Source organism: Jeongeupia sp. HS-3, from assembly GCF_015140455.1.
Classification (GTDB): Bacteria; Pseudomonadota; Gammaproteobacteria; order Burkholderiales; family Chitinibacteraceae; genus Jeongeupia.
The window spans coordinates 2468461-2494814 of the sequence record NZ_AP024094.1 but is presented as its reverse complement, the minus strand read 5'-3'; the positions used below and the strand labels follow the sequence as shown (position 1 = coordinate 2494814).

At 62.3% G+C, this 26354-nt stretch carries 27 protein-coding genes and 1 pseudogene; 13 read left to right on the top strand and 15 right to left on the bottom strand.

Annotation, left to right across the window (positions count from 1 at the left end):
• The first annotated feature begins 1 nt into the window (after position 1).
• The 3 genes from JLC71_RS11925 to JLC71_RS11915 are packed head-to-tail and all read left to right on the top strand — an operon-like array spanning position 2 to position 1478.
• Positions 2–157, top strand: coding sequence for a hypothetical protein (locus JLC71_RS11925; protein ID WP_200915690.1), 156 nt, complete (start codon positions 2–4; stop codon positions 155–157).
• On the top strand, positions 154–555 hold the full coding sequence (gene speD / locus JLC71_RS11920) for an adenosylmethionine decarboxylase (protein WP_200915689.1): 402 nt from the start codon (positions 154–156) through the stop codon (positions 553–555). Before JLC71_RS11925 ends, speD begins: the two co-directional genes overlap by 4 nt.
• On the top strand, positions 552–1478 hold the full coding sequence (locus JLC71_RS11915; RefSeq protein WP_200915688.1) for a cation diffusion facilitator family transporter: 927 nt from the start codon (positions 552–554) through the stop codon (positions 1476–1478). Before speD ends, JLC71_RS11915 begins: the two co-directional genes overlap by 4 nt.
• On the opposite strand, the gene JLC71_RS11910 is transcribed toward JLC71_RS11915, so the two are convergent.
• Together JLC71_RS11910 and metK are read right to left on the bottom strand one after the other, a co-directional pair.
• Positions 1475–2857 carry a nitrilase-related carbon-nitrogen hydrolase gene (locus tag JLC71_RS11910; protein WP_200915687.1) on the bottom strand — a complete coding sequence of 461 codons (1383 nt, stop codon included), beginning with the start codon at positions 2855–2857 and terminating at the stop codon, positions 1475–1477. The genes JLC71_RS11915 and JLC71_RS11910 overlap by 4 nt on opposite strands.
• A 206-nt stretch (positions 2858–3063) precedes the next feature.
• Positions 3064–4230, bottom strand: coding sequence for a methionine adenosyltransferase (gene metK / locus JLC71_RS11905; protein WP_200915686.1), 1167 nt, complete (start codon positions 4228–4230; stop codon positions 3064–3066).
• Between the two features lie 80 nt (positions 4231–4310).
• Between metK and JLC71_RS11900 the strand changes: the two genes are divergently transcribed.
• The 3 genes from JLC71_RS11900 to JLC71_RS11890 all read left to right on the top strand — a co-directional run bounded on the left by JLC71_RS11900 (position 4311) and on the right by JLC71_RS11890 (position 7375).
• Positions 4311–5186, top strand: coding sequence for a lysophospholipid acyltransferase family protein (locus JLC71_RS11900; RefSeq protein WP_200915685.1), 876 nt, complete (start codon positions 4311–4313; stop codon positions 5184–5186).
• Positions 5183–6100, top strand: a complete 918-nt coding sequence (locus tag JLC71_RS11895) for an LpxL/LpxP family acyltransferase (RefSeq protein ID WP_200915684.1) — start codon at positions 5183–5185, stop codon at positions 6098–6100. Before JLC71_RS11900 ends, JLC71_RS11895 begins: the two co-directional genes overlap by 4 nt.
• Positions 6101–6223: 123 nt before the next feature.
• Positions 6224–7375 carry a patatin-like phospholipase family protein gene (locus tag JLC71_RS11890; protein WP_200915683.1) on the top strand — a complete coding sequence of 384 codons (1152 nt, stop codon included), beginning with the start codon at positions 6224–6226 and terminating at the stop codon, positions 7373–7375.
• A gap of 185 nt (positions 7376–7560) precedes the next feature.
• Here the strand turns inward: JLC71_RS11890 and JLC71_RS16750 are convergent, their stop codons facing one another.
• From JLC71_RS16750 to corA, 11 genes and pseudogenes are all read right to left on the bottom strand, one after another.
• Entirely contained in the window at positions 7561–8418 is an 858-nt protein-coding gene (locus tag JLC71_RS16750; protein WP_491523250.1) for an SGNH hydrolase domain-containing protein, read from the bottom strand.
• 120 nt (positions 8419–8538) lie between these two features.
• A pseudogene (locus tag JLC71_RS16745) lies at positions 8539–9496 on the bottom strand (acyltransferase family protein); the annotation flags it as partial.
• Positions 9497–9601: 105 nt separating this feature from the next.
• On the bottom strand, positions 9602–10246 hold the full coding sequence (locus JLC71_RS11880) for a MarC family NAAT transporter (protein ID WP_200915681.1): 645 nt from the start codon (positions 10244–10246) through the stop codon (positions 9602–9604).
• Positions 10247–10420: 174 nt separating this feature from the next.
• Positions 10421–12148 carry a phosphoenolpyruvate--protein phosphotransferase gene (gene ptsP / locus JLC71_RS11875; protein WP_200915680.1) on the bottom strand — a complete coding sequence of 576 codons (1728 nt, stop codon included), beginning with the start codon at positions 12146–12148 and terminating at the stop codon, positions 10421–10423.
• 20 nt (positions 12149–12168) lie between these two features.
• Positions 12169–12441, bottom strand: a complete 273-nt coding sequence (locus JLC71_RS11870; RefSeq protein WP_200915679.1) for an HPr family phosphocarrier protein — start codon at positions 12439–12441, stop codon at positions 12169–12171.
• Positions 12442–12462: 21 nt separating this feature from the next.
• A complete protein-coding gene (locus JLC71_RS11865; protein ID WP_200915678.1) occupies positions 12463–12858 on the bottom strand; it encodes a PTS sugar transporter subunit IIA in 396 nt (131 codons plus the stop codon).
• A gap of 92 nt (positions 12859–12950) precedes the next feature.
• Positions 12951–13991: an FAD:protein FMN transferase gene (locus tag JLC71_RS11860; RefSeq protein WP_200915677.1), complete on the bottom strand. Its 1041-nt coding sequence runs from the start codon at positions 13989–13991 to the stop codon at positions 12951–12953.
• Complete coding sequence (gshB, locus tag JLC71_RS11855) at positions 13991–14941, bottom strand: glutathione synthase (protein ID WP_200915676.1); 951 nt, start codon at positions 14939–14941, stop codon at positions 13991–13993. Before gshB ends, JLC71_RS11860 begins: the two co-directional genes overlap by 1 nt.
• An 11-nt stretch (positions 14942–14952) precedes the next feature.
• Positions 14953–16245, bottom strand: a complete 1293-nt coding sequence (gene gshA / locus JLC71_RS11850) for a glutamate--cysteine ligase (RefSeq protein ID WP_200915675.1) — start codon at positions 16243–16245, stop codon at positions 14953–14955.
• A gap of 149 nt (positions 16246–16394) precedes the next feature.
• Positions 16395–16919, bottom strand: coding sequence for an AAA family ATPase (locus tag JLC71_RS11845; protein WP_200915674.1), 525 nt, complete (start codon positions 16917–16919; stop codon positions 16395–16397).
• A 14-nt stretch (positions 16920–16933) separates the two neighbouring features.
• Positions 16934–17896 carry a magnesium/cobalt transporter CorA gene (gene corA, locus JLC71_RS11840; protein WP_200915673.1) on the bottom strand — a complete coding sequence of 321 codons (963 nt, stop codon included), beginning with the start codon at positions 17894–17896 and terminating at the stop codon, positions 16934–16936.
• A gap of 109 nt (positions 17897–18005) precedes the next feature.
• Here corA and mgtE point away from each other — a divergent pair, with 109 nt between their 5' ends.
• The 4 genes from mgtE to grxD all read left to right on the top strand — a co-directional run bounded on the left by mgtE (position 18006) and on the right by grxD (position 21838).
• Positions 18006–19436: a magnesium transporter gene (gene mgtE / locus JLC71_RS11835; RefSeq protein WP_200915672.1), complete on the top strand. Its 1431-nt coding sequence runs from the start codon at positions 18006–18008 to the stop codon at positions 19434–19436.
• A 131-nt stretch (positions 19437–19567) separates the two neighbouring features.
• On the top strand, positions 19568–20662 hold the full coding sequence (locus JLC71_RS11830) for a mechanosensitive ion channel family protein (protein WP_200915671.1): 1095 nt from the start codon (positions 19568–19570) through the stop codon (positions 20660–20662).
• Positions 20659–21465 (top strand): peptide chain release factor N(5)-glutamine methyltransferase, encoded by an 807-nt coding sequence (gene prmC, locus JLC71_RS11825; protein ID WP_200915670.1) that lies wholly within the window; start codon positions 20659–20661, stop codon positions 21463–21465. Before JLC71_RS11830 ends, prmC begins: the two co-directional genes overlap by 4 nt.
• Positions 21466–21523: 58 nt before the next feature.
• Entirely contained in the window at positions 21524–21838 is a 315-nt protein-coding gene (grxD, locus tag JLC71_RS11820; RefSeq protein WP_200915669.1) for a Grx4 family monothiol glutaredoxin, read from the top strand.
• A gap of 104 nt (positions 21839–21942) precedes the next feature.
• On the opposite strand, the gene JLC71_RS11815 is transcribed toward grxD, so the two are convergent.
• Complete coding sequence (locus JLC71_RS11815) at positions 21943–22194, bottom strand: hypothetical protein (RefSeq protein WP_200915668.1); 252 nt, start codon at positions 22192–22194, stop codon at positions 21943–21945.
• A gap of 90 nt (positions 22195–22284) precedes the next feature.
• Complete coding sequence (locus JLC71_RS11810) at positions 22285–22749, bottom strand: DMT family transporter (RefSeq protein ID WP_200915667.1); 465 nt, start codon at positions 22747–22749, stop codon at positions 22285–22287.
• Positions 22750–22823: 74 nt separating this feature from the next.
• On the opposite strand from JLC71_RS11810, the gene JLC71_RS11805 reads away from it, so the two are divergent.
• From JLC71_RS11805 to JLC71_RS11795, 3 genes are all read left to right on the top strand, one after another.
• Positions 22824–23153 carry a YegP family protein gene (locus JLC71_RS11805; protein ID WP_200915666.1) on the top strand — a complete coding sequence of 110 codons (330 nt, stop codon included), beginning with the start codon at positions 22824–22826 and terminating at the stop codon, positions 23151–23153.
• A gap of 145 nt (positions 23154–23298) precedes the next feature.
• Positions 23299–24165: a LysR substrate-binding domain-containing protein gene (locus JLC71_RS11800; protein WP_200915665.1), complete on the top strand. Its 867-nt coding sequence runs from the start codon at positions 23299–23301 to the stop codon at positions 24163–24165.
• 131 nt (positions 24166–24296) lie between these two features.
• Positions 24297–26354, top strand: a complete 2058-nt coding sequence (locus JLC71_RS11795) for a LamG-like jellyroll fold domain-containing protein (protein WP_200915664.1) — start codon at positions 24297–24299, stop codon at positions 26352–26354.

Sequence of the window (26354 nt, the reverse complement as noted above, 5' to 3'; positions counted from 1 at the left end):
CATGCAACGCTTTCCCTACCTGCTGTATTGCCTCGTCGTCATCGCCGTTTCCACGATGCTCAACCTGTCGCAGACCGACGAGGGTGGCCGCAGTTCGCGCGGCTGGGGCGGCGCTTATTACGGCGGTGGCTCGTCGTATAGCGGCGGCCACAAGTGAGCATCGGCCGGCATCTGCTCGCCGATCTGGAAGGCATCGCGCCGGAACGACTCAGCGAAGCCACCGCAATCACCGCAGCGCTGCACGCAGCTGCGGCGGCGGCGGGTGCAACGGTGCTGTTCGGCCACGTCCATCCGTTTGGCGCCGGGCAGGGCGTCACCGGCGTACTGCTGCTGATGGAGTCGCATATCAGCATCCACACCTGGCCCGAGCACGGCTTTGCCGCCGTCGATGTGTTCATGTGCGGCGACGCCAAGCCCGAACGGGCGCTGGCGAGCCTGGAGGCGCATTTCGCGCCGCGCTCATGCGTGCGGCACGATACGCCGCGCGGCCAAACCGCCGGCTTTGTGTCTGATCATGCCCAGGCTGACGGCGCAGCGCGGATAATGCCGGCATGAGCTACCACCCCGACTCCCCCGATACACGCAGCCGTGAACATCTAGACCCGACCGGCCGGGCGGCCAAGCGCAGCACGCTGGTCAGCGTGGTCGTCAATATCGGCCTGACGATCTGCCAGATCGTCGTCGGCATCTTCGCGCACTCGCAGGGCCTGATCGCCGACGGCCTGCATTCGCTGTCGGATCTGGTGTCGGATTTCGTCGTGCTGTTCGCCAACCGCCACAGCCGCAAGGCGCCCGATGCCGATCACCAGTACGGCCATCAGCGTTACGAGAATGCCGCTTCCTTCGTCATCGGCCTGCTGATGCTGGCGGTCGGCGTCGGCATGCTGTGGTCGGCGTTGCAGAAGTTGCAGACGCCGGCGCTGATTCCGCAGGTGCATCTGGTCGCGCTATGGGTCGCGCTCGGCGCGCTCGGCGCCAAGGAGCTGCTGTTTCGCTACATGCTCGCCGTCGCCAAACGGGTGCGCTCGAGCCTGCTGGCCGCGAACGCCTGGCATGCGCGCTCGGACGCGGCGTCGTCGCTGGTCGTCGCGATCGGCATCGTCGGTAATCTGGCCGGCCTGACCATCCTCGACCCGATCGCCGCGCTGATCGTCGGCTTCATGGTCGGCCGCATGGGCTGGACCTTCGCGTGGCGCGCGCTGCACGAACTGATGGATCACGCCGCCGACGAGGACGACATCGAACATATCCGTACGATCATCGCCGCGACGCCCGGCGTGCAGGGGGTGCACGACCTGCGCACGCGCAAGATGGGCGACATGATCCTGGTCGACGTGCACCTCGAAATCGACGGCACGATCACCGTCACCGCCGGCCACGCGATCGCCGTTGCGGTGCGCGAGCGGGTGATGGCGGCGCTGCCGGTGCTCGATGTGATGACGCATGTCGACCCGGCCGAAACGGACCCGATCGCTTAATGCTGCAAGCCGGCGACGAGCAGTCCGGCGGTGAGCAGCAGGCAAAGCCATTCGAAATGGCGCCCCCAGCGTGTGTAGGCGGTGGGTATGGCCAGTGATGCAGGCAGTGGTGAGCTGACGATCGCCATTTCCGGATTGCTGGGGGCTTCGGCAATGATGCGGCCATATGGATCGCTGATCGTCAGCAGACCATTGCGCGCGCTACGTAGCACCGGCAAGCCGCATTCGACGCCGCGCAACACCGCGAGACGGGATCGCACCCAGCCATCACCGCCGAAATCCCAAGCCGGCACCACCAGTGCCTCCGCCGCCGGTGGCGCGTAGTCTCGGGTGCTGGTAGCGAAAAACAGGTCGCGGCAGACGGCGAGTGCAATCTGTCCCTGTGGGCTGGGCGAGACGACGGGCCGCTTGCCGGCAACCAAGCCGTCTTCCCAGCCGGGCACCAGACAGCGCTTGGCGTAATCGGTCGTGCTGCCATCCGCTTGATAGACGCGGGCGATATTGTGCAAGCCGTTGTCCTGTGCGTGTTCGAATCCGACCACCACCGTGCTGTGACGGGACCGTGCCAACGACCGGAACGCCTGGTCGGCGTCGGTATCGCTCAGCAGCAGTTTTTCCGGTAGCACGATCAGGCCATGCATCGGGGTATTGGTGAGCGCGTGGGTGTATGCAGCCAGCAGCTGGGTGCGACTCGCCGCATCGGCGGGGTTATCGATGTCCCGCACCGCGAGTGTGACGGTGGTGGCCGCCGTTGCCGCAGGCCGCCGCAGTCGGGTCATGCCGTAAGCGAAGGCGGTCACCAGCATGAGCGGGGGAATGCACAGGGCCGGTATCTGGTCTTGATCCCCGTGCCAGATGACTTGGAGCAGCAGCGCAAGCCAAGCGGAACCGAGTCCTAGCGCAAAAACGATGCCGCGCAGTCCGAACACTGCGGCGATCTGTACCAGCGGGGTCAGATCGGCCTGTGTGGTTGCCAGCGTGACCGCATCGCCGTGCGGAGAGAGTCGGGCGACGGTGGCTTCAAGTGAAACCAGTGCCAGTGGCCAAGCGAAAACGGCCAGCGGTGCAGGCAAGGCGGCGGACAGTATCTGCTGGGCAAGCAGCAGCAGCGCGAGGCCGCAGGCCAGCATCATCACCGTTGTCAGTGCCGTACCCAGCGGCATGATCGTGCGAAAGTAACTGAAGTTGCCACCGTAGCCAATCAGCCCGGCGAGCAGGGCGACGATGCCCAGTTGCCATAGAGGTGTCGTCGCTGCGAGCAGCAACAAGGGAAGCGGGGCCAGCCACGCCAGCCACCAGACCGGTCGCAATCCCCAGCCACGGCGTATCGCCATGCCGGATACCACGGCTGCAAACATCGCCGTCAACCAGCCGGTCATGGCGTGGATCGTCGGTAAGGAAAGGGGCGCATCTCGGGGCTCTAGGTCACACGGAGAGCCGATTATGGCTCTGCTACCTTTGCCGCGCCTGATCGCGCTTGCGGGCGCATCGATCCGGCTTGTTGTGCACAGGGGCTCGCAATGGGGCGGGCAGACGAAAAAACGGGATGGCTCAGCCATCCCGTTTCTGTCAGTGCAAGGCTGGGTTACAGCCCGGCGTCGGCGCGCAGCGCCTCGGCCTTGTCGGTGCGTTCCCAGGTGAAGTCCGGCTCTTCGCGGCCGAAGTGGCCGTAGGCGGCGGTGCGGGTGTAGACCGGGCGCAGCAGGTCGAGCATCTGCACGATGCCCTTCGGGCGCAGGTCGAAATGGCGCTCGATCAGCTTGACGATCTGCTCGTTCGACAACTTCGACGTGCCCCAGGTATCGACCATGATCGACACCGGCTTGGAGACGCCGATCGCGTAGCTCACCTGCACCATGCACTGCTTGGCGATGCCGGCGGCGACGATGTTCTTCGCCACATAACGGCCGGCGTACGCGGCCGAGCGATCGACCTTGGACGGGTCCTTGCCCGAGAACGCGCCGCCGCCGTGTGGTGCTGCGCCGCCGTAGGTATCGACGATGATCTTGCGGCCGGTCAGACCGCAATCGCCCATCGGGCCGCCGATGACGAAACGGCCGGTCGGGTTGACGAGGAACTTCGGATTTTGCAGCCATTCGGACGGCATGACCGGCTTGATGATTTCTTCGATCACCGCTTCCGAGAGCTGCGCGTGCGAGACATCCGGGTGGTGCTGGGTCGACAGCACGATGGTGTCGACGCCGATGACGTGGCCGGTATCGGCATCGTACTTGAGCGTGACCTGCGATTTGGCGTCCGGACGCAGCCACGGCAGGCGGCCGTCCTTGCGCAGTTCGGACTGGCGCTGCACCAGACGGTGCGCATAATAAATCGATGCCGGCATCAGTTGCGAGGTTTCATCGCAGGCATAACCGAACATCAGGCCCTGGTCGCCGGCGCCCTGATCCAGATCCAGGCCCGCGCCTTCGTCAACGCCCTGGGCGATGTCCGGGCTTTGCTTGTCGTAGGCCACCAGTACCGCGCAGGTCTTGTAGTCGAAGCCGATGTCGCTGTGGTCGTAGCCGATGCGCTTGATCGTGTCGCGGGCGATCTGGATGTAGTCGATATTGGCGGTCGTGGTGATCTCGCCGGCGAGGACGACCAGGCCGGTATTGACCAGCGTTTCGGCGGCGACGCGGGCGTTTTTGTCCTGGGTCAGGATGGCGTCGAGAATCGAGTCCGAAATCTGGTCGGCGACCTTGTCTGGATGGCCTTCAGAGACCGACTCGGATGTAAACAGGAATTCTTTCATGGGGCTCTGGGCTCCTAAGTCATGTCGGGCGCGCGGCAAAGCCGATAAAATCGCTACCGCAGATCATCAATGGAAACGTCATGTTGCTTGGATTGCTTCGCCCCTTCGCCTGGCTGCCGCTATGGTTTTATCACGGCTTGGGCACCGTCATGGGCTGGCTGGTCTGGATGGCGGATTCGACTTACCGGCAGCGGCTGGCGGCGAATCTGCGCCAGTCCGGACTTGCGAAAAATGACGCCGATTATAGCCGATTGCTGCGCTCAAGTATTGTGCAGCACGGCCGCGCCGGCGCCGAGATGCTGGTGCACTGGCTGCGCCCGGCCGAAAAGGTCGCCCAGCTCGTGATCGAGCGCCGTGGCTGGGAACACGTCGAGGCCGCGCTGGCGAGCCCGAAGCCGATCCTGTTCGTCTCGCCGCACCTTGGCGCGATCGAGGCGTGCGGCGCCTATCTGGTGATGCGGATGCCACGGCAAATGGCGGCGCTGTACCGGCCACCGAAAATCAGCGCGCTCGAACCGCTGATGCTGGAATCGCGCAACCGCGGGAATGCGCTGGCGGCGCCGGCCAATGCCAAGGGGGTGCGGCTGCTGCTGAAAACGCTCAAGGCCGGCCAGACCGCCTATATGCTGCCCGACCAGGCCCCCGGCGCCGGCGATGGCGTATGGGCGCCGTTTTTCGGCAAACCGGCGTACACGATGACCTTGCTGCCTAGATTGGCACGCCAGTTCGACGCCACGGTGCTGATGTGTTTTGCCGAGCGGCTTTCCTGGGGGCGCGGTTACCGGATGCACGTCGAGCCGCTGCCGCCGCTGAGCGGCGATCCGCTCGCCGATGCCAGCACCGTCAATACGGCGGTCGAGGCCCTGGTCGCGCGGGCGCCATCGCAGTATCTGTGGAGCTACAACCGTTACAAGCGCCCGGCCGGTGCGCCCGGGCCTGACGAGGAAAAAGCATGAGCGAGCCGACAAGCTGGCAGACCTTGTCGCCGTCGGCCAAGCTGCTGGCGGTGCCGTTCTGGCTGCTGCGCTGGCTACCGATGCCGCTGCTGCGGCTGTTGGGCGGCGCGCTGGGCTTCTTGCTGTATTGGCTGATGCCGGGCCGCCGCAAGATCGGGCTGACCAATCTGCGGCTGTGCTTCCCCGCCTGGCCGGAATCGCGCCGTCGCGCTACGCTGCGCACCCATTACCGGGTGTTTTGCAGCTGTATTCTGGTCTACGGCAAATTGTGGTTCGGCCCGGAAAAACTGGTGCGCCAGTTGGTGCGGCGCGAGGGCTACGCGCATTATCTGGCGGTGAAAGACCGGCCGGTGATCCTGCTGGCACCGCACTTTCTCGGCCTCGACTACGGCGGCATCCTGCATACCGCCGACCATTGGGGTGCGAGCGTCTATACGTCGACGCACGAAAATCCGTTCGACCAGTTGTTGCACCTCGGCCGCTCGCGCTTTGGCGCACCCTTGCTGATTCGCCGCACCGACGGCATCCGGCCCATCGTCAAGGCGCTGAAGCAGGGCGCACCGCTGTATTACCTGCCGGATCAGGATCTGGGGCGCAAGGAGTCGATCTTCGTGCCTTTCTTCGGCATCCAGACCGCGACCGTGCCGGCGCTGGCGCGGCTGGCGCAACTCGGTAAGGCCGTCGTCGTACCGATGGTGACGACGCTGGAAGGCAATCATTTCGTCACCCGCTACTACCCGGCGTGGGACGATTTCCCGAGTGACGATGTCGAAGCCGACACCTTGCGGATGAATGCCTTCATCGAGGAGCGGGTACGTGATGTGCCGGCGCAGTACTTCTGGCTGCACCGGCGTTTCAAGACCCGGCCCTTGGGCGAGGCTGATCTCTATGGCCGCAAGGGCCCGCAGGACTGACCTGACCCGAGGCGCTGCCGTTGATCGCCGATATGTGGCCAGGTTGCGACGGATCGCCCGGCGGCGCGGGGTGAGGAGAGCGGCGCGCGCTATGCTGTAAACCTTGTTCAGAGGTGAGACAGCATGACAAAAGCAAACAAGACTGCCCTGGTGATTGGTGGTGGCGCGCCGAATATGCCGCTGATGGCCGGCGCGCTGTGCGCGATGCTGCGGCAACGGGTTGAGTTCGACGTGATTTCGACCTCCGGCGCCGGTGCGCTGGTCGGTCTGCTGTACGCGGCCCCCAAGGGAAAAACGCCAATCGAAGCGCTGGCCGGCATGGTCGAAATGGGGATTTCCGACTCGCTCTACCGCTCGTTTCCGGTCAATTTCAAGGTCTTCAGCAAGCCGGGCACGTTGGCCGACCTGTTCCGCGCCGGGCTGAAGCAATCGCCCTTTGCGCATCTGGTCGAGGGCATGGCCGAAGCCAGCCCGGCTTTCCGGCTATGGAGCGACTGGCAGCAACTGCTGTGGGCGACGGCAACGCCGAGCGACCTGAGTGCCGACAGTCTCGGCCTGTGCGCGCATGTGCCCTTCATCGAGGATGTCGTCGATTTCGACGCCATGCGCAGTTTCGACAAGCCGGTCTACCTCAACGCTTACAACGTCGATACCCACGAAATGGCGCAATGGCGCGGTCAGGATATCGATGTCCGGCATTTCCGCGCCGCGCTGTCCTTCCCCTTCCTGTACCCGCCGATGGAGATCGACGGCCAGCACTATATCGAGGGTGCGGCGCTCGACACGCTGAACTTCAAGGCGCTGATCGGCGACGATGCCAGCGATCCCGATATCGATACCGTGGTGGTGTTCGACGTGCTCGGTGCCGACAAGCTGCTGCGCGCGCCGCGCGATCTGTACGACGCGTGGGTGATGTCGATCATCACGCCGCTGACCGAAATCGCCAAGGACGACCTCAAGCTCTTCGATCTGGTGCACAACCGCAATGCCGACGGCAGCCAGAAGCGCGCGTTGCTGAAGGTGCCGCTGCTGTCGCCTGATCTGCCGGCCGAGCGCTGGGCGCAGATGTTCGACTGGTCGTACTCGAATATGCACACGCTGTTCCGCATCGGTTTCGACGCCGGGCTGGCGTTCAGCCGCGAGCACGCCGAACGACTCGGCATCCGCTACGACGACGGCGTCGCGGCCTTGCCGGACAACTGGACGCTGGCCGACGTGGTCGGCGATGGCCGCCGCGTGACGCGCAAGGCCGAAACGCAGCAGGCGAGCGCGTAGAAGCTGCCCACGATTGTTACGCATCGGTGATGCGCCGCAAGACCCGAGGCTGCTTCTTCGCCAACGGTGATCAAGCTGCGTATCTCCTAGCCAACGAACTGAATGTGGATGTTGTTCGGCACAAAGCCATCAGCCAAGACATGACAATGAAGCGTGCTTGTAACCAGCCGGGACTGGACAATTAATTACTGCGAAACGAGTGATTTCAATACGTCCAAGTATTTGGGTTGAAGCATTTTCTTGGCAATGATTTCTGCGCCAGTCTCGCTAAGATGATGCCTGTCTGAATAAATAATTTTATTGTCAATTATTGGAGAGCAATGATCGTTCGCGCACAAAATTGAATCAAAATCAAAGTAGCTAACATTCGGAATGCTTTGTGCGATTCGCTGAAGATAAGCATTCCTCGTTTTATAGATAAAATCTGGCGTTGATTTTAAAGGCAGCCCAAGTCGGGTATAAGCCAATGCTGTTCTTAGCTGATCATTGTCATAGTTTGGTATGTCGCCAAAAATGATGACGTGTACGTTGCTTTTAGACAGCGTTGTCAATGTTTGTCGAAGTTGATCTTCCCGGCTCTCAGACCAGTCATACCCCATCCAGCGATGAGACAATATAACAGTTTTGTATTCTTTGAAATGATCTGCAAAGTATTCATTTTGCCGCAGGCATGCTGATTTTGCACTTTCAGGTGCGGTCAAGTTGTTGACGGTGGTCGACAGGAGAGTGAGGCAGCTGTTGTTAAAGTAGATGTCGATGGATTTGTCGAGCACAGGTTGTAGTTGGTTGAGGAAGCCTGTCAAATGGCCAGCGTGTGAATCACCCACGACCAGAATGTCTTTCTTCGTATCTCCTGCAGAGGAAAAATGACAGCGTGGCCCAATCGTATCTTCGCCACTGCATTGATTTGAATATGGGGTGGTCGATTGATTTGAAACCAGGCCCAATGCATCCGCAATAATGGGTTTTCTTGAGGCGAGAGAGGTGACCGTATGAATGGAAACGATGATGAAAAGCGGTGCCAGATAGTAATATCTGAACATGTCTTTGAACGAGATGCTTTTTTTTCTGAGTGGTTGCTCGATGAGACGGTAACTGAGTTCACTCAGTATGATCGTTGCAATAATGGATGAAATAATCCACGTGACGGGCAGTGTTTCGATATCGAGCAAATACCGCATATAGGAAAGTATTGGCCAGTGCCACAGGTAGAGACCATAAGAACGCCTGCCGACGGCGGTCATTACTTTGGACTGAAGGAGTCGATCAATGCTAGTTCGGGCAAGTCCGGGTGCCGACCCGGCATAGACAAGCAGTGCCGCACCCAGGCATGGCCAGATTGCATGTGGGCCGGGAAACGGTGAGGAATGAGATATCAAACAGATCGAGCCGATGATGAGAATGACGCCAAGATAAGCATAAAAGTGGCGGCTAGAGGTATCTTTCACCGAAGGAAGAAATGCGAGGCCGGCACCAATTGCCAACTCCCATGCGCGTGTTGGCAAGGAGAAATAGCCCCATGTTGCATTGGCGCTGGAGCTGAATGATAAATAGATTGAAAAAGGAAATGACAGTATGAAGAGCGCAATGATTCCCCGGAATATGTAATCTTCCCGGAGGTGGCGTTTCATGAATAGTAATGCGAGTGGCCAGAAAATATAAAATTGCTCTTCGACAGAGAGCGACCATGTGTGCAGTAACGGCTTTTGATTGCTAATTGTGTCAAAATAGCCGCCGAGTTTATATGGCAAGTAGAGATTGCTGCTGAAGAGCGCGGACGATAAGCCAACCGATGAAATTTCCCTGAGATCTCCGGGGATGCCGGTGGCAATAAACCCGAAAAGCATGGTCGCGATGAGGACTATAAATAGAACAGGCAGTATCCGTTTGCCGCGACGTAAATAAAAATCAAGTGATGAGTAAGTGCCATTGCTGATCTGCGGGAGAATGATTGATGTAATGAGGAAGCCTGAAATTACAAAAAAAAACGTCGACGCCAACAAAGCCGCCTGGAAGGAGACGGGGATTTATGTGGTAAATGATTACAAATAGGATTGAAAGTGCGCGAAGGCCATCAAGGTCTGCACGGTACGGAAATGACGTATTTGTTGGCGCTTTCAAGATTGTTGCTCGTTTCTTTTGCAGATGTTCGAAGTGAGTGCATATGCGATCCTTTCCCCGTGGCGTGGCATCAGGAAAAGCGCTGGCGTTAGATGATCGAATTGATTATCCGCCGGCGATGAAGCTGCGTATCCCCGAACCAATGAACTGGATGCCGATGCAGATTAGCACAAAGCCCATCAGCCGTGACATTACGTCCTGCCCGGCCTTGCCGAGCCGTTCGCTGATCATGGTCGACGAGCGCAGCGTCAGCCACATCACCAGGCTGGATACCCCGATCGCCGCCAGCGTCAGCGCAAAAGCGAGGGCTTTGGTGGTGAGGGTCGGCTTTTCGATGATCTCGGTCGACAGGCCGATCACCACGGCAATCGTCCCCGGCCCGGCGATCGCCGGCATCGCCAGCGGGAAGAAGGCATAGTCGTTGCGGTTGCGGGTTCCGGCGCCTTTGGGGGCCATGCCCGGGTCTTGCAGGTGATAGAGCATCCGGTAGCCCAAGAGGCCGATGACGATGCCGCCGGCCACGCGCAAGGCGCCGTAGGAAATGCCGAATAGCGCGAGGATGATGTTCCCGGCGATCAGGCACACGGTCATGATCAGGAAGGCGATCACGCTGGCGCGTACCGCTTGATGCTGCCGGCGCGGCTCGCTCATGTTTTGCGTCAGCGAGATGAACATCGGGATTTTCGAGAGCGGATTGGTCATCGTGATCAGACTGACCAGAGCGCCGAAAAAGAACTGCCAGTGCAGCATGGCGAACTCGTTAAAGCGTGGGTTGCCTGAATGATAGAACTGTCGGCAGGCCGTGGCTGTGGCAGCAATACCGTATTGCGCCCTGCGGCGCTTGGCGCAGCTTCAGCAAGATGTTTGCAACGCTGCGCATCATCCGGAAATAACGTGACGCCGGCTGACCGCCGGCGTCGCGTCTCAGGCGTCCAGCTGGGCGGCGAGCGCGCGCAGCTCGTCCGAGTCGCTGGTCTCGCACATTGCTTCGATCAGCGGTGCCAGTTTGGCGACATCGGTGCCGAGCACCTGTTGCTTCACTTTCAGCAGTTGCGCCGGCAGCATCGAGAAGCGCCGCAGCCCGAGACCGAGCAACATGCGCGTCAGTTGCGGATCACCGGCCATTTCGCCGCACATCGATACCGGTTTGCCGACGGCGTTGGCGGTGTCGATGATCAGCGACAGCAGTTTGACCACGGCCGGGTGCAGCGGGTCGTACAGGTGCGAGACGGTGTCATCGTTGCGATCGACCGCGAGCGAATACTGGATCAGATCGTTGGTGCCGATCGAGATGAAATCCAGATGCTTGAGCAGGCCGCCGACGGTCAGCGCCGCGGCCGGCACTTCGATCATGCCGCCCAGCATGATGTCGTGATCGAAGGCGACGCCCTCGGCGCGCAGCACGGCCTTCACTTCTTCAAGATGACGGCGCGTCTGTTTGACTTCGGCGATGGTTGAAATCATCGGAATCAGCAGCTTGATCTTGCCGAACGCCGACGCCCGCAGGATGGCGCGTAACTGGGTGCGGAACATCGACGGTTCGGCCATGCACAGGCGGATGCCGGTCAGGCCGAGCGCCGGATTCGGTGCATCGGTGTCTTCCTGCCAGGTGGCGATCTTGTCCTTGCCAAGGTCGACGCTGCGGATGATGACCGGCATGCCGGCCATGTTCAGCGCAACGGCCTTGTAGGCCTCGAACTGCTCCTCTTCGCTGGGCAGCGCGTCTTCCTTGAGGAAGAGGAATTCGGAGCGGAACAGGCCGATGCCGGTAGCGCCGTTGGTCAGCGCCAGTCCGGTGTCGTCGGGCAGTTCGATATTGGCGAACAGCTCGACCTCGACGCCATCACGCGTCACCGGCACGCTGGCGCGGATATCCTGCAGCGCCGACTGCTTCTGCAGCCATTCCAGCTGGCGCGCGCGGTACTCGACGAGGATCAGCTCGTCCGGATCGACGATCACGAAGCCGTTGACGCCGTCGACGATGATCATTTCGCCTTCGCGAATCAGCCCGCGTGCATGCCGCAGCGCGAGTACCGAGGGCAGATCGAGACTGCGGGCGAGGATGGCGGTGTGCGAGGTCGGGCCGCCGGCGTCGGTGACAAACGCCACATAGCTCGTGTCCTTGAACAGCACCATATCGGCAGGCGACAGATCGTGTGCGACCAGAACACTGTCGTGCGCTTGCGCAGCCGGCAAGTGCGCGGCCGGATCGTGACCAGCGAGCGCCTTGAAGATGCGCTCGGCGACCTGGATTACGTCGCTGCGACGCTCGCGCAGGTATTCCTCTTCGATCTCGTCGAATTGCGCCAGCAGGGTGTCGAGCTGCTGCTTCAGCGCCCATTCGGCGTTGCAGCGTTGCGTTTCGATCAGCTCACGCGGCTCTTTGGAGAGCGTGTGATCGTTGAGCAGCATCAGGTGCAGCGATAGAAAAGCACCCAGCTCGGTCGGCGCGTTTTCGGGAATGCTGCCCCAGAGCATCTCCAGCTCTTTGCGGGTGAGGCGGATCGCGTCGTCGAAGCGGATCAGCTCGGCGGGCACCTGGGCATCGTCGAGCAGATACTGGGCAATTTCGATGTCGGTGTGCGACATCAGGTGGGCATGGCCAATCGCGATGCCGCCGCCGATGCCGATGCCGTGAAGCGTGAGGCTCATGGTCTTCTCCGGTCGGTCGCTTATTCGCCCTCGCCGAACTTGTCGGCGATCAGCGCGGTCAGCGCGGTCATGGCTTCGATCTCGTCGGGGCCGTTACTGGTTTCCAGCGTGACGGTGCTGCCTTTGGCGGCGGCGAGCATCATCACGCCCATGATGGACTTGGCGTTGACGCGGCGCTGGTTGCGGGTAATCCAGACTTCGCATTGAAAACGGCTGGCAAGCTGGGTGAACTTGCTGGAAGCACGGGCATGCAGCCCAAGTTTGTTGACGATGAGCACGTCCTGAACCGGCATTTTTATGGGTCTCCGTTTGGATCAGTGCGATTCGGGCAGCATGTAGAGCACGCCCTCGAGTCCGCCGGTAATCGCCTTGCTGACGACGACTTCGAGCGGTTGATGGCAGTACGTCAGTGCGCGAACCAGCATCGGCAGGTTGACGCCGGCAACGGCCTCGATCCGGCCGGGGATGATCAGCCGGTTGGCGACGTTGGACGGCGTGCCGCCGTAAATGTCGGTGAGCAGCAAGACGCCGGCGCCGTCATCGAGTTGCTCGATGAGTTCCCGTGCGCGCAGCACAACGGTATCCGGATCGTCTGCCTTGCTGACGGCGAGCTGGGCCAGATTGGGCAGCGGTCGCCCCATGATGTGCTGGGCGCAGGCGTACAGGGCGTCGCCGAGCGTCACGTGAGTCACGATGATGATGCCGATCATGCGGGGCTACTTCCTATCTTGGCTTGAGGCCGAACAATCCAGTGTTATAACTCAAATCGGCGCATTTCCGCGATAGGGGCGGGCCGACTGTGCTAATGCAAGCGGTATAAATGCGGCGGCTGGATCAGCCATTTCAGCCGCGACTGCAGCGCCGGCGTGATGTAAACGCTGCCGTCGTTGGCGACGATCAGCACTTCGCTGATACCGAAGCGCTGCGCGTAGTGGCGCGCGTGACCGATGCCGCCGATGAACACCGGTTTGGTCGCCGCATCGGAGATCGCACCGGCTTCGCGTGACGGTGGCGCCAGCACGGTGGCGGCCTCCATCGTCTGCGCCGGTGACCCAGAACGCGGATCGATCAGATGACTGTAGCGGCGGCCGTCCTTGATGAAGTAGCGCTGGTAGTCGCCCGAAGTGCCGATGGCCTCGCCGTCGCGCAGCGCCAGTGTCGCCATCGCTTGTGGCTGGCGCGGGTGCTGCAGGCCGATGGTCCACGGCTCGTTGCCTTTTTTGCCGAGCGCGAGCACGTTGCCGCCGATGTTGAGCAGCGCGTTGTAGACGCGGTTCTTGCGCAGATAGGCCGCTTCGCGATCGAGCGCCCAGCCCTTGGCGAAACCGCCCAGATCGATATTCACCGCCGGATTGCGGCTGCTGACCACGCCGCCGTCGCCGAATTCGACATCGGCGAGCGACGGCTTGCGCTCGAGCAGGATGGCGAGCGTGACCGGATCGGGCGTGACCGGCGAGAAGGTGTCGCGGTGAAAGCCCCAGGCGGTCACCAGGCCACCGATGGCCGGGTTGAACAGCCCGTCCGAGCGTGCTTCGTAATCCTTGGCTTGCTTGAGCAGTGCGATCAGTTCGGTGTCGGCATTGCCGGATTCATTGCGGCCGAAATGGGCGTTGAGCCGGGTGATGTCCGATGGTTGCCACGCGTGCAACTTGGCATTGAGCCTATCCAGATCGGCCAGGATCACCGCGACGTGCCTGGCCGCATCCTGCTGTGGCAGTCCCCAGATCGACACCTCGACCCGGGTACCGAACACATAGCCTTCCTGCTTGTAGAGCGGATCAGCGCCGCAGCCGGCGAGCAGCAGGCTGGCGGCGGCGATGATCAGGCCAAGCAGCCGGCGCATCAACCGGAAACCCGTTGCTCCAGCGCGTCGATGAACAGCGCGCCGACGTCGATGCCGGACTGATCGGTGATTTCACGAAAGCACGTCGGGCTGGTGACGTTGATTTCGGTCACATGCTTGCCGATCACATCCAGCCCGACCAGCAGCAGACCCTCGGCGGCCAGTTTCGGCCCGAGCGCCTCGGCGATCTCGCGGTCGTGCCCCGACAGCGGCCGGGCGACGCCGGTGCCGCCGACGGCCAGGTTGCCGCGGGTTTCGCCGTCCTTGGGAATCCGCGCCAGACACCAGTCGACCGGCTTGCCGTTGATCAACAGGATGCGCTTGTCGCCGTCCTTGATCGCCGGCAGGTAACGCTGCGCCATGATCGTGCGCGTGCCGTTATCGGTCAGCGTCTCGATGATGCTGCCGATGTTCGGATCGTCGCGCCGCAGCCGGAAGATGCCCATGCCGCCCATGCCGTCGAGCGGTTTGAGAATCACGTCGTGCTGCTCGGCCAGAAAGGCGCGCAGGTCGTCGTCGCGCTGGGTCACCAGCGTGTCGATGGTGAATTCGGGGTGCTTGAGAATCGACAGCTTCTCGTTGTATTCGCGCAGCGCATGGCCCGGGTTGAAGACGCGTGCGCCCTGCGCTTCGGCGAGGCTCAACAGATAGGTGTTGTACAGATACTGCTGATCGAAGGGCGGGTCCTTGCGCATGATGACCGCGTCGAAATCGCTCAGCCGCACCCCGGCCACCTCGCCCGAAACGAACCAGTGCTTGTATTCCTGGGTGGCGGAAAACGCGAACGGTTGCGCGTTGATTTCGACGTGGCCGCGGGTGACGCGCAGATCGTCGGCGAGCGCGGTGTGGATTTTGAAGCCGCGCCTTGCCGCCTCGCGCAGCATCACATAGGTCGTGTCCTTGTGGATCTTGAAACCGGAAAGCGGATCGGCGATGACGAGCAGGCGCATGGTGATTCCTTTTAAGCCGCAACCGCGACGGGCGGCGCCGTGGTTTCGAGTTCGTGCGCGGCGGCGAGCAGCGCCAGCCGCGCGACGACACCGTAGGCGTAGAAGCGGTTGGCGATGCAATCGGGCGAACCGTCGCAATCGGGGGTCGAGAGTGGCTGGGCAAATGCCAGTGGCACGAAATGCATGCCCGGCGCGTTGAGGTTTTCGTCGATGCCGCGATCGGTATGCACGCGGTAAAAGCCGCCGATGACGAAGCGGTCGAGCATGTAGACCACCGGCTCGGCGATCGCGTCGTCGATCTGCTCGAAGGTGGGCACGCCTTCCTGGACGATCACGTCGTGGACCTGCAGGCCTTCCTTGATCACCGACATCTTGTTGCGTGCTTTGCGGTTCAGCCCGAGCAGCTCTTCACCCGATTTCACGCTCATGATGCCCATGCCGTAGGTGCCGGCGTCGGCCTTGACGATGACGAACGGTGTCTGGGTGATGCCGTGTTCGGCGTACTTGATGCGGATTTTTTCCAGCATCTCGTCGACTGCCGCGGCCAGCCGGTCTTCGCCTTCGCGGGCTTGGAAATCCAGACCGCCGACGCGGGTGAAGTAGGGATTGATCACCCACGGATCGATGCCGATCAGCTTGGCAAATTCGGCGACGACGCCATCGTAGGCGGCAAAGTGCGTGGTCTTGCGGCGGGTGTACCAGCCGGCGTGCAGCGGTGGCAGCAGCGTCTGGGCGATGTCCTGCAGAATCGCCGGCACGCCGGCGGAGAGGTCGTTGTTCAGCAGCACCACGCACGGATCGAAATCGGCGAGGCCGACCCGGTCGCCCTTGCGCACCAGCGGCTCGAGCACGATGCCGGTGCCGTTGGCGAGCTCGAACACGGTCGGCTCGGTGATGTCCGGGTTCAGCGTGCCAAGGCGAACCTTGAGGCCGGCCTGACGCAGGATCTTCGCCAGCGCGGCGACGTTCTGCAGATAGAACTGGTTGCGCGTGTGGTTTTCCGGGATCAGCAGCAGGCGCTTGGCGTCGGGGCAGAGGTTCTCCAGCGCACTCATCGCCGCCTGCACCGCCAGCGGATGGAATTCGGGATTCAGATTGTTGAAGCCACCGGGGAACAGATTCATGTCGACCGGCGCCAGTTTGTAACCGGCGTTACGCAGATCAACCGAGCCGTAGAACGGCGGCGTGTATTCCTGCCACTGATTGCGGAACCAGTGCTCGATTTCAGGCTGGGCGTCGAGAATGCGGCGCTCAAGATCTTGAAGGGGGCCGCTCAGCGCGGTAGTGAGATTCGGGACACTCATTGCGCAACCAGTCCTGTCTTGCGAAGTCAGAGGCCAGCATATGGGGGTGATGGTTGCGAAATCAACCTTAATGACGCCGCTCGCCCGCCGCGTCTTCACGCCCTATTGGCAAGTTCAGTGTAGTAGTGAAGTCGATCAACGGGCGGACCTTAGCCCATCCCGAATGAGGTGTGAGACAGCGGCCCCACCAGTCGGGACAGCAACTCGGTCACCGGATGGTCGCCAACGAGCCGCACGACCGGACACTGCCGTGCAGCAAGCCAGGCATTGTGTTTGGCCAGGCTACGACCTTCCGGAGGGCCTGCATCGTATTGCGACGCCCACTCAAGAAAGGCGGGGTTGGCCTGGCCGAACAGCGTCTCCTCGCGTTGCTTCAGCCGCTGCAGGCGAACTTCGGTGCTGACGTAGAGAAAGACGACCAGATCGAATGTGTCTTCGATCTCCGGGCCCCAGGCGATGACCGACCCGGCCACGACGGAGCTGCCGTGGCCTTCCAGGGCTTGAACAAGCAGCGCTTTCCGTTCCGCCGGCTCACGTTTCGCTGAGAACGGCGGTTGCGTGGGCAGCCAGAAATAGGCATCGGCCTCGAGAAATCTCACGCCCCATCGCTGTGCCAAGGCTTCACCGAGGGTGCTGGTTCCAGATCCGGCCGCACCAGTGACGAGCACGCGCATTCAGGCTCCGGTGTTTACAGCCAGCCCTTGCGCTTGAAGAACCAGTACGGCGCGATGCCGGAGAGGATCATCAGCCCGATCGCGAACGGGTAGCCGAACGCCCATTTCAGCTCGGGCATCAGGTCGAAGTTCATCCCGTAGGTGGAGGCGATGACCGTCGGCGGCAGGAACACCACCGCGGCGATCGAGAAGATCTTGATGATCTTGCTCTGCGCCAGATTGATCAGCCCCATCACCGCGTCCATCAGGAAGTTGATCTTGTCGAACAGGAAGGCGGTGTGGTTGTTCAGCGACTCCAGATCTCGAAGGATCTCGCGCAGATCGTTTTCCTGTTCGTGATTGAGCGTGCGGCTGCGCAGCAGGAAGGACAGCGAGCGGCGGGTATCCATCAGGTCCAGCCGTACCTTGCCGTTGATGTCTTCCTGCTGGGCGATGTCGGAGACCGTTTCGGCCATCGCCTCGTCGTTGAGCGAATCGCTGCGCTTGAGCACACGGGAGCTGACGCTTTCCAGGCTGGTGTAGACGCCTTCGAGTACATCGGCGTCGTATTCGACCGCGACCGCATAGATGCCGAGCAGCACGTCCTCGGCATTTTCGACAAAGCCCGGTTGTGCGCGTGCGCGTAACCGGAACAGCCGGAATACCGCCAGCTCTTCCTGGCGCATCGTCAGCAGCCGGCCGCGGTTGAGCAAGAAGGAGACGGTAACGTTGGCCGCGCCTTCGCTGTCCTGATGCAGCAGATAGGAGTTGAGATGCAGCCCGGCGTGGTCGACGTAGCAGCGTGCCGACTCCTCGATGTCCTCAAGGTCTTCGTCTTCGGGCAGCTCGTAGCGGAACACCGATTCGACCAGATCGCGCTCGGCATCAGACGGGTCAACCAGATCAACCCAGAACACCTCGGGGCGGGCGAGATCGGCGGCATTCTCGATCGGAACCTGGATAAGACGGCCTTGCGACAGGATAAAAGCAGACAGCATGGCAAAGCCCCGGGTTGATCGATATAAACCGCGCGATTATAAGCGCAGACGCAAGGCGCGTCGTAGTGATCTGCTACACTCGGCCCGCCGATTTGGGGAAGACTTTCGCATGACCATGCCTAGCCGAAAGACACAAGACAACTTTCAGGAGACGCTGCAGCAGGTCGAACGACTGCTGCAGCGGCACCGGCTGATCGAAGGCATGGTGCACAAGCAGGCGATGGTCAAACACGATCTGGTCGAGCAGCTGGTGCACAAACAGAATCTGGCCGAGCTGTCGCTCAAGCTCGATCGCCTGCACCCGGCCGATATCGCCAAGATCCTCGAAGCGCTGCCGCGCAACGACAGGCTCACCGTGTGGGAGCTGGTGCGCGCCGAGCGCGACGGCGAGATCCTGCTGGAAGTCTCCGACGCGGTACGCGAATCGCTGCTCAAGGGCATGGACAGCGACGAAATCGTCGCCGCCGCCGGCACGCTCGACGCCGACGATCTGGCCGATCTGGCGCCCGACCTGCCCGAGCACGTGCTGTCCGAAGTCATGGGTGCGTTGGCACCGGCCGAGCGGGCGCAGGTGCAAAGCGCGCTGTCGTATCGCGACGACGAAGTCGGCTCGGCGATGGATTTCGATATGGTGACGATCCGTGCCGATATCACGCTGGCGGTGGTGCTGCGCTATCTGCGCCGCTTTACCGCGCTGCCCGAGAACACCGACAAGCTCTTTGTCGTCGACCGCGAGCGCACCCTGGTCGGGGTGTTGTCGCTGGAGCGCCTGCTGTTGAATTCGCCCCGGCAGCAGGTGGCGGCGGTGATGGCGCGTGATGTGGTCACCTTCAGCCCGGAAAACCGGCTTGACGATGCGGTCAACGCGTTCGACCGTTACGCGCTGGTCTCGGCGCCGGTGGTCGACGCCAACCGCCGGGTGATCGCGCGGCTGACCGTCGACGACATGCTCGACGTGGTGCGCGAGGATTCGGAGTCGCTGTCGTTCGCCGGCCTCAAGGACGAAGACCTGTTCTCGAGCATCTGGAAGTCGACCAAGAACCGCTGGCCGTGGCTGGCGGTGAACATCTGCACCGCCTTTATCGCCAGCCGGGTGATTGGTGCGTTCGAGGGCACGATCGCCGATCTGGTGGCGCTGGCGACGCTGATGCCCATCGTCTCGGGCATCGGCGGCAATACCGGCACGCAAACGATCACGCTGATCATCCGCGGTCTGGCGCTCGGCCATATCACGCCGGGCAATACGACCCGGATGATCGTCAAGGAGCTGGGCATCGCGCTGCTCAACGGTGTGGTCTGGGGCAGCGTGCTCGGGCTGATCGCCTATCTCTTGTACGGGCAATGGGCGCTGGGCGTGGTGATGATGGCGGCCATGATGCTCAACCTGCTGGTCGCGGCGCTGGTCGGCATTCTGGTGCCGCTCACGATGCAAAAACTCGGTCGCGATCCGGCCTATGGCTCCAACGTATTGCTGACGGCGGTGACCGACAGCATGGGTTTCTTTATCTTTCTCGGTCTGGCGACGATTTTCCTCACCTGATCGCCGGCAATGGGCGGCGATCGCGGTAATAAGTCGGCAATCGGGAACACACGGACTAGTGTCGGGTCTGCTTCAGGTCATGCTGCGCGCCCGACGATGCCGCTGCCCGGATGAGCCAAGAGGGAGAGCCGATGTCTGTGAGTACTGCCTGGGACTGGTTGCAGTCCGTTTACCGCAACGATGCGTGGATTTACGAAGTCTTTGCCGTCGTGCTGGTGACCGTCTGCATCAATGCACTGGTGCGCTCGCTGCTGTCCCGATTGGCGGTGCGGCTGGCGCAGCGTACGCACACGTTCTGGGACGATGCGCTGATCGGCGCGGCCAAGCGTCCGCTGGGCTGGCTGATCTGGGTGCTCGGCCTGTCGGTCGCCGCCGGTCTGGCGGCGCCGTATGCCAAATCGGAAGTATTCGAGTACGTGGCGCCGGTGCGTGCATTGGCGGTGATCGTCTTGCTGAGCTGGTTTCTGGTCGGCTTTATCGACCGGGTGGCGCAGGCGGTGATGGCCTTGCGCCCCAATGTCGATCCGACCACGGCGATGGCGGTGAGCCGCTTGCTGCGGATCTCGGTCATCGTCACCGCCGCGCTGGTGGCATTGCAGTCGCTGGGCTTTTCGATTTCCGGCGTGCTCGCCTTCGGCGGGGTCGGCGGTATCGCGGTCGGTTTCGCCGCCAAGGATTTGCTCGCCAACTTCTTCGGCGGGCTGATGATCCATCTGGACCGGCCGTTCGGCATCGGCGACTGGATCCGCTCGCCCGACCGCGAGATCGAAGGCATGGTCGAGGAAATCGGCTGGCGGCTGACGACGATACGTACCTTTGACAAGCGACCGCTGTACGTGCCCAATTCGGCCTTTACCACCATCACCGTCGAAAACCCGTCACGGATGAGCCACCGGCGCATTCGCGAAACCATCGGCCTGCGCTACGACGACATCGCCGTGCTGCCGCAAATCATCGATGAGGTGCGCGAGATGCTGCAGAACCATCCGGAGATCGACGAGAGCCAGACCTTGATGGTCAATTTCGACACCTTTGGTGAATCGTCGCTGCAGTTCTTTATCTACTGCTTTACCCACACCACGGTGTGGGTCGAGTTTCACCGCATCAAGCAATCGGTGCTGGTCGAGATCATGGCCATCATCGCCAGGCACGGCGCCCATGCGCAGCCGGTCCGGCGGGTACAGCTCGACGATGCCGCACCACCTCGAATCACACAGGCCCAATGACCACACCCCGCCAATTACTGGCCGAATCCGGCCTCGATGCCGTCGACGCCCGCGTGCTGTTGCAGTTCGCGCTGCAGGTGAACCGGGCCTGGCTGATCGGCCATGGCAACGACGAGGTCGCGCCTGCCGCCGCCGCCGCCTTCACGGCGCTGGCCGAACGGCGCCGCGCCGGCGAACCGGTCGCTTATCTCGTCGGCTCGCGCGAGTTCTACGGCCGCGATTTTGCCGTGAACCCGGCGGTGCTGATCCCGCGCCCGGAAACCGAGCTGCTGGTTGAACTGGCGCTGGCGCGCGCCGCACAGGGCGCACGACTCGTCGATCTGGGCACCGGCTCGGGTTGCATCCCGATCACGCTGAAACTGGAACGCGCCGATCTGGCGGTGAGCGCGGTCGATATCAGTGCCGAGGCGCTGGCCGTGGCGCGCGGCAATGCCACGGCGTTGGGCGCAGAGGTGCGGATGATGGCGTCGGACTGGTTTGCCGCACTGGCGGGCGAAGCATTCGACGTGATCGTCTCCAACCCGCCGTACATCGTCGCCGGTGATCATCATTTGGCGCAGGGTGATCTGCGCTTCGAGCCGCAGGGTGCCCTGACCGATTTTGCCGACGGCCTCGCGCACATCCGCGTGATCGTCGCCGGCGCGCAAGACCACCTTGCGCCGGGGGGCTGGCTGCTGTTCGAACACGGCTTCGATCAGGGCGAGGCCAGCCGTGCCTTGCTGACCGGCGCCGGCTACGTCGAGGTACAGACGTGGACCGATCTGGCCGGGCTGGATCGCGTCAGCGGCGGCCGCCTTGCTTGAGCGGCACACCAGCCAGTACAATTACCCGAGTAAATAGATCGACTTTTTTGAGGCCGCCATGAGCGCACAAGACACCATCCGCCAGACCGTCACCGCCAACCCGGTTGTGCTTTACATGAAAGGCACGCCGCAATTCCCGATGTGCGGCTTCTCCGCCGGCGCGGTACAAATCCTCAAGAACTGTGGCGTCTCGTTCGCTGCGGTGAACGTGCTCGAAGACCCGGAAGTACGTCAGGGCATCAAGGAATTCGCCAACTGGCCGACGATTCCGCAGCTCTACATCAACGGTGAATTCGTTGGCGGCTCGGACATCATGAAAGAGCTGTTCGCTTCGGGTGAACTGCAGAAAATGCTTGAAGGCATCCAGGGCTAAGCGATTTTCGCTGCTGCCAGATGAAAAAACCCGCCTCGATGGCGGGTTTTTTCATTGCGGCTGTACGGACCGGCTAGGTTGGCGGCGGCCCTTGGCCGAAGCGCTCAGCTATTGTCGCTCAGTGTCCACGGCTTGCCGGCTTCCTGCTTGTAGGCCGTGCCGCGATTGGCCGCGATCCAGTCGGCCGCCGAAGCCAGCTGGCCGTTGCTCAGCGTGATCGCGGCATCCTGCAGCACCGGCTTGGCGAGCAGATGATCGCGCACCACGGTCAGCAGGCCGATGGCGAGCGCGGCGGCAATGGCAATCCCGAGGAGCGGGGCGAATGCAGGGCCGAGATGGCGGGACAGGGATGACATGTTCATGCTGCGAATGATCGCGCAGCGCCGTCCGGAAAGCCCGGCAGTTTTTCATGTCGGCGCATGGAAAAAATGACACCGGTAGCGGGGCTAGCCGCGCGGTAGTTTGTCGCCGAAATTGACCAGCGCCACGCCCACGATGACCAGGAGCGCGCCGAGCAAGCGCCAGCCGCCGATCGCGCGTAACGGCATGCCAAGAATGCCAAAACGATCGAACAGCAGCGAGGCGCAGACCTGGCCGGCGATGATCAGCGAGATCATCGCCGCAACGCCGATGCGGGGGGCGATCAGCGTCGAGCCAAACACGAAGAAGGCACCAAGAATGCCGCCGCCCAGTTGCCAGGCGCTCGCCTGGGACAGATTGGCAAGCCCGGCCCAGCGCTGGCCCGTGACGAGCGCGGCGATCGTCAGCGCGATGGTGCCAACCCCGAAGGACAGCAGCGCCGCGAGCACGGTGCTGCCGCCGATCAGCAGCCTGAGATGGTTGTTGATCGCAGCCTGTAAGGGCACGACAAGGCCGATGGCTGTTGCCAACAGGAAATACATCAGTTGCATGATGGCACTCCTTTCCCATACTTTAACGAGCAGCCGCGTCGCGGGATTCGGCCCATTCGATCAGGAGGACAATTATGTCAGGTAAATACGAGCTCAAACTGGCCAAAGACGGTCAGCACATGTTCAATCTCAAGGCCAGTAACGGTCAGGTGATTCTGACCAGCGAACTGTACAAAAGCAAAGCTGCCGCCGAGAACGGGATCGAGTCGGTGAAAACCAACTCGCCACTGGAAGAACGTTACGAGCGTCGAGAAAATTCGAAAGGTGAGCCGTACTTCATTCTCAAGGCCGCCAATCACCAGGAAATCGGCCGCAGCGAGTATTACAGCAGCAAGGCGGCGATGGAAAACGGCATTGAGTCGGTGAAGAAGAACGGCCCGGATTCGCCGACCACCGAAGCCTGAGTCGGTACGCTTTGTGCAAAAAGCGCCGCAGCAGCGGCGCTTTTTATTTGTCCGGCGAGGGATGCGATGATTGATTTTGCAATCAACGGGCAAACTGTCACATTGCCCGCCTAAGGTTGCACCCCTGATCGACAGGGGGCGTTGCGTGCTTTCGATTCTGCTTTCCTCTTTTTTCGAAGCGGCCCGCCAGGGCAGCGTGACCATCGCGGCCAAGCGGCTGAATGTGAGCCAGCCGACCGTGACCAGCCGGATTCGCCAGCTGGAGGAGGCCTATGGCGTGGCGCTGTTCCACCGGCGCGGCAGCCGGCTGGATCTGACCGAAACCGGGGCCAGCCTGCTGCCGATGATCGAAGGGCTGATGCGCCATCTGGGCGATGTCGACTTCGCGCTGCGCAATGCCGGCGATTTGCACGTCGGCCATTTGCGCGTCGGTGTGACCGGGCCGCATTACATCCTCTCGTGCATCGATGCCTTCGGCCGGGCGCATCCGCAGCTGCGGATCACGCTCGACGTTGGCAACTCGCAGCAGATCATCGATATGCTCGTCGATCATCGGCTCGATATCGCCGTGTCGTCGCACGCGATCGACGATGCGCGCCTGACCCGGGTATTGCTGGCCCGGGACGCCTTGCTGCTGGTCGTGCATCGCAATCACCCGCTGGCGCGCCGCGCATCGATCGACCTGGACGAGTTGCGGCATGTGCGCCTGCTGCTGCGCGAAGAGGGGTCAATGACGCGCAAGGCCACCGAAGCTGCGCTGGCCACGGTTGGCATCGTGCCGGCGCCGATGATGGTGATCGGTAGTCGTGAAGCGATCATCGCCGCCATCCACCGGGAAATGGGCTGCAGCCTGTTGCCGCAGTCGGAAGCGCCGCAGCATCCCGATCTGCGGGCGATTCCGTTCTCTGCCGCCGCGCCGCAGCTGTCCGAATACCTGTATCACCTGAAGGAGCGCAGCAACGCCCGTCTGCTGCGCGCCTTTCTGGCGCATGTGCAACCCGCACCTGTCTGAGTCCACGTTTTACCAATACCGGTATCAGCCCATCTGCGGCGATGGCAATGATGCTGACGCGCTGCCTCCCTAAGCTAGGGCGCAATTGGCGTCATTCGACGCCATCACCCGCGTACCGCTCGGCGGGCGCAATGAGGGGGCAGCAAATGTTGTGGAAGAAGCACGTGTATGCGGGGTGTGCGCTGGCATTGATCGCGGTGCTGGCGGGGTGCGGCGGCGGCAGTGATGACGCGAGTACGCCGCCCGTCGATGGCCATCCGACGCCGGCCCCTACGCCAGCGCCCACGCCGGCTCCTGCGGTCACGGCGAGGAAAGTGCTGCTGGTCGAGCTCGACGGGCTGACCTATCCGCAGCTGAAGGAAGGCATCGCCCAGGGGCGCCTGCCCAACCTCGCCAGGCTCAAGGTGCTGCCTGCCTACAGCGGTGGCGTCAGCGGCACGCAAACGCAGCAGCCCACGCTGGATACCCCGGGCTGGGCCACCTTGCTGACCGGGACTTGGGCCAACCGCCATCAGGTCCGCTCGGACGCGCCGGGGCAGGCAATGCACGCCGACAGCGTCTTCAAGCTGCTCAAGGATGGCCGCAGCGCGAAAACCGCCGGCGTGGCCGGATCGTCGGCGCTGGCGCAACTGCTGGTACGCGAGCAGAACGCCGGCCGGCTGGACAGCCTCACCGATTGCGCCAATGTCGACGGCTGCGTCGCCGATGGCGCCAGCGCGCGGATCCGCGACGGTTACGATTTGATTTATGCGCAATTCCATTCGCCGGCCGATGCGGCCGCCAGCAGCGGCTTCCAGCAAGGTTATCGCAATGTGCTCGCCAATCTCGACGCGGCGCTGGGGCGTTTGCAAGCGGCGGTGGCGCAGCGTACTGCGGCCCATCCGGGCGAAGACTGGCTGGTCGTCGTGACCGCCGCGCACGGTCTGGCCAAGACCGGCAGCGGCGACGGCCTGCCGACGCTGGACAACGCGCTGACCTTCATCGCGCTCAACCGCGACGGCAATGCGCTGCTCGGCAGCAACGATGCGGTACCGGCGAGTTTTGACGCGCTCTACGCCCGTGCCAGCCTGGCCGACATCACCCCGACGGTGCTGGCGTTTGCCGGCAAGCAGCCGGCGCTTGCCGGTCATGGCATCGACGGCGCGCCGCTGCTCGCCGATCCGGCGGTGGCGCAGTTGCGCAGCAAGGCCGGCAGCGATCACGCCAGCGTGCAACTGAGCTGGCGCTCGTTTGCCGACGCCGGCCGCAGCATCGAAATCTGGCGCGACGGCCAGAAGCTGCAAACGCTGCCCGGCGATGCCACGGCGTTTACCGACAGCAGCGTCGCGCAGGCGGCGTCGGGCCTGTACCGCTTCAATTACACCGTGGTGGCGAACGGGATTCCCGTTTCCATTCTGGCGCAGCTCGATTACGTCAAACCGGTGGTGCTCGAGCGCTCGCTCACCAACGGACTGCTGTACTTCTACGGCTTCGACAGCGGCATCACCGATGTCCGTGGCGGATCGCTGCTGCAGAACTGGGCCACCGGCATCGACAGCGGCAGCCTCGTCGCCGACGCGTTCGGTGCCAAGGCGCTCCGGGTCGACGGCACGCTCGCCGATGCCAGCGGTTACAGCGGCTACAAGCTGGTGCAGAACGGCGCCGATTTCGCCGGGCTGTCGCAGTTCACGATCGGTTTCTGGTTGCGGACCGACTGCGTCATGGGGACCGGTAATGGCGCGGCGATCGTGTCCAACAAGAACTACGACAGTGGCTCGAATCCCGGCATCGCACTGGGTATGTTCACCGGTTGCGAGGTGCGCTTCAACATCGGCAGCGGCGGCGTGCGCGACGAAATTGCCGGTTCCAGATTCAGCGCGAACCAGTGGGCGTATCTGGCGCTGAGCGTCGACACCGCCAACAAGAAAATGAGCGCCTATCTGTTCGACCCGGTCATCGGCGAGCAAAAAACCGAGAACAAGACCATCGCCAATACCGACATCAGCAAGCTCAAGGGCTTGGGCGTACTGGGCCTGAACGAGGACGGCACCGGTCAGTACTACAAGCGGAACTGCGGCACGCCAAGCTGCGCCACCCCGCGCGGCAAGATGGAATTCAACGACTTCGCGGTGTGGTCGCGGACGCTGACGCTGACCGAATTGCGTTCGATCTACGCGTCGAACCGCTCGCTGACCACGCTCAACCCCTAA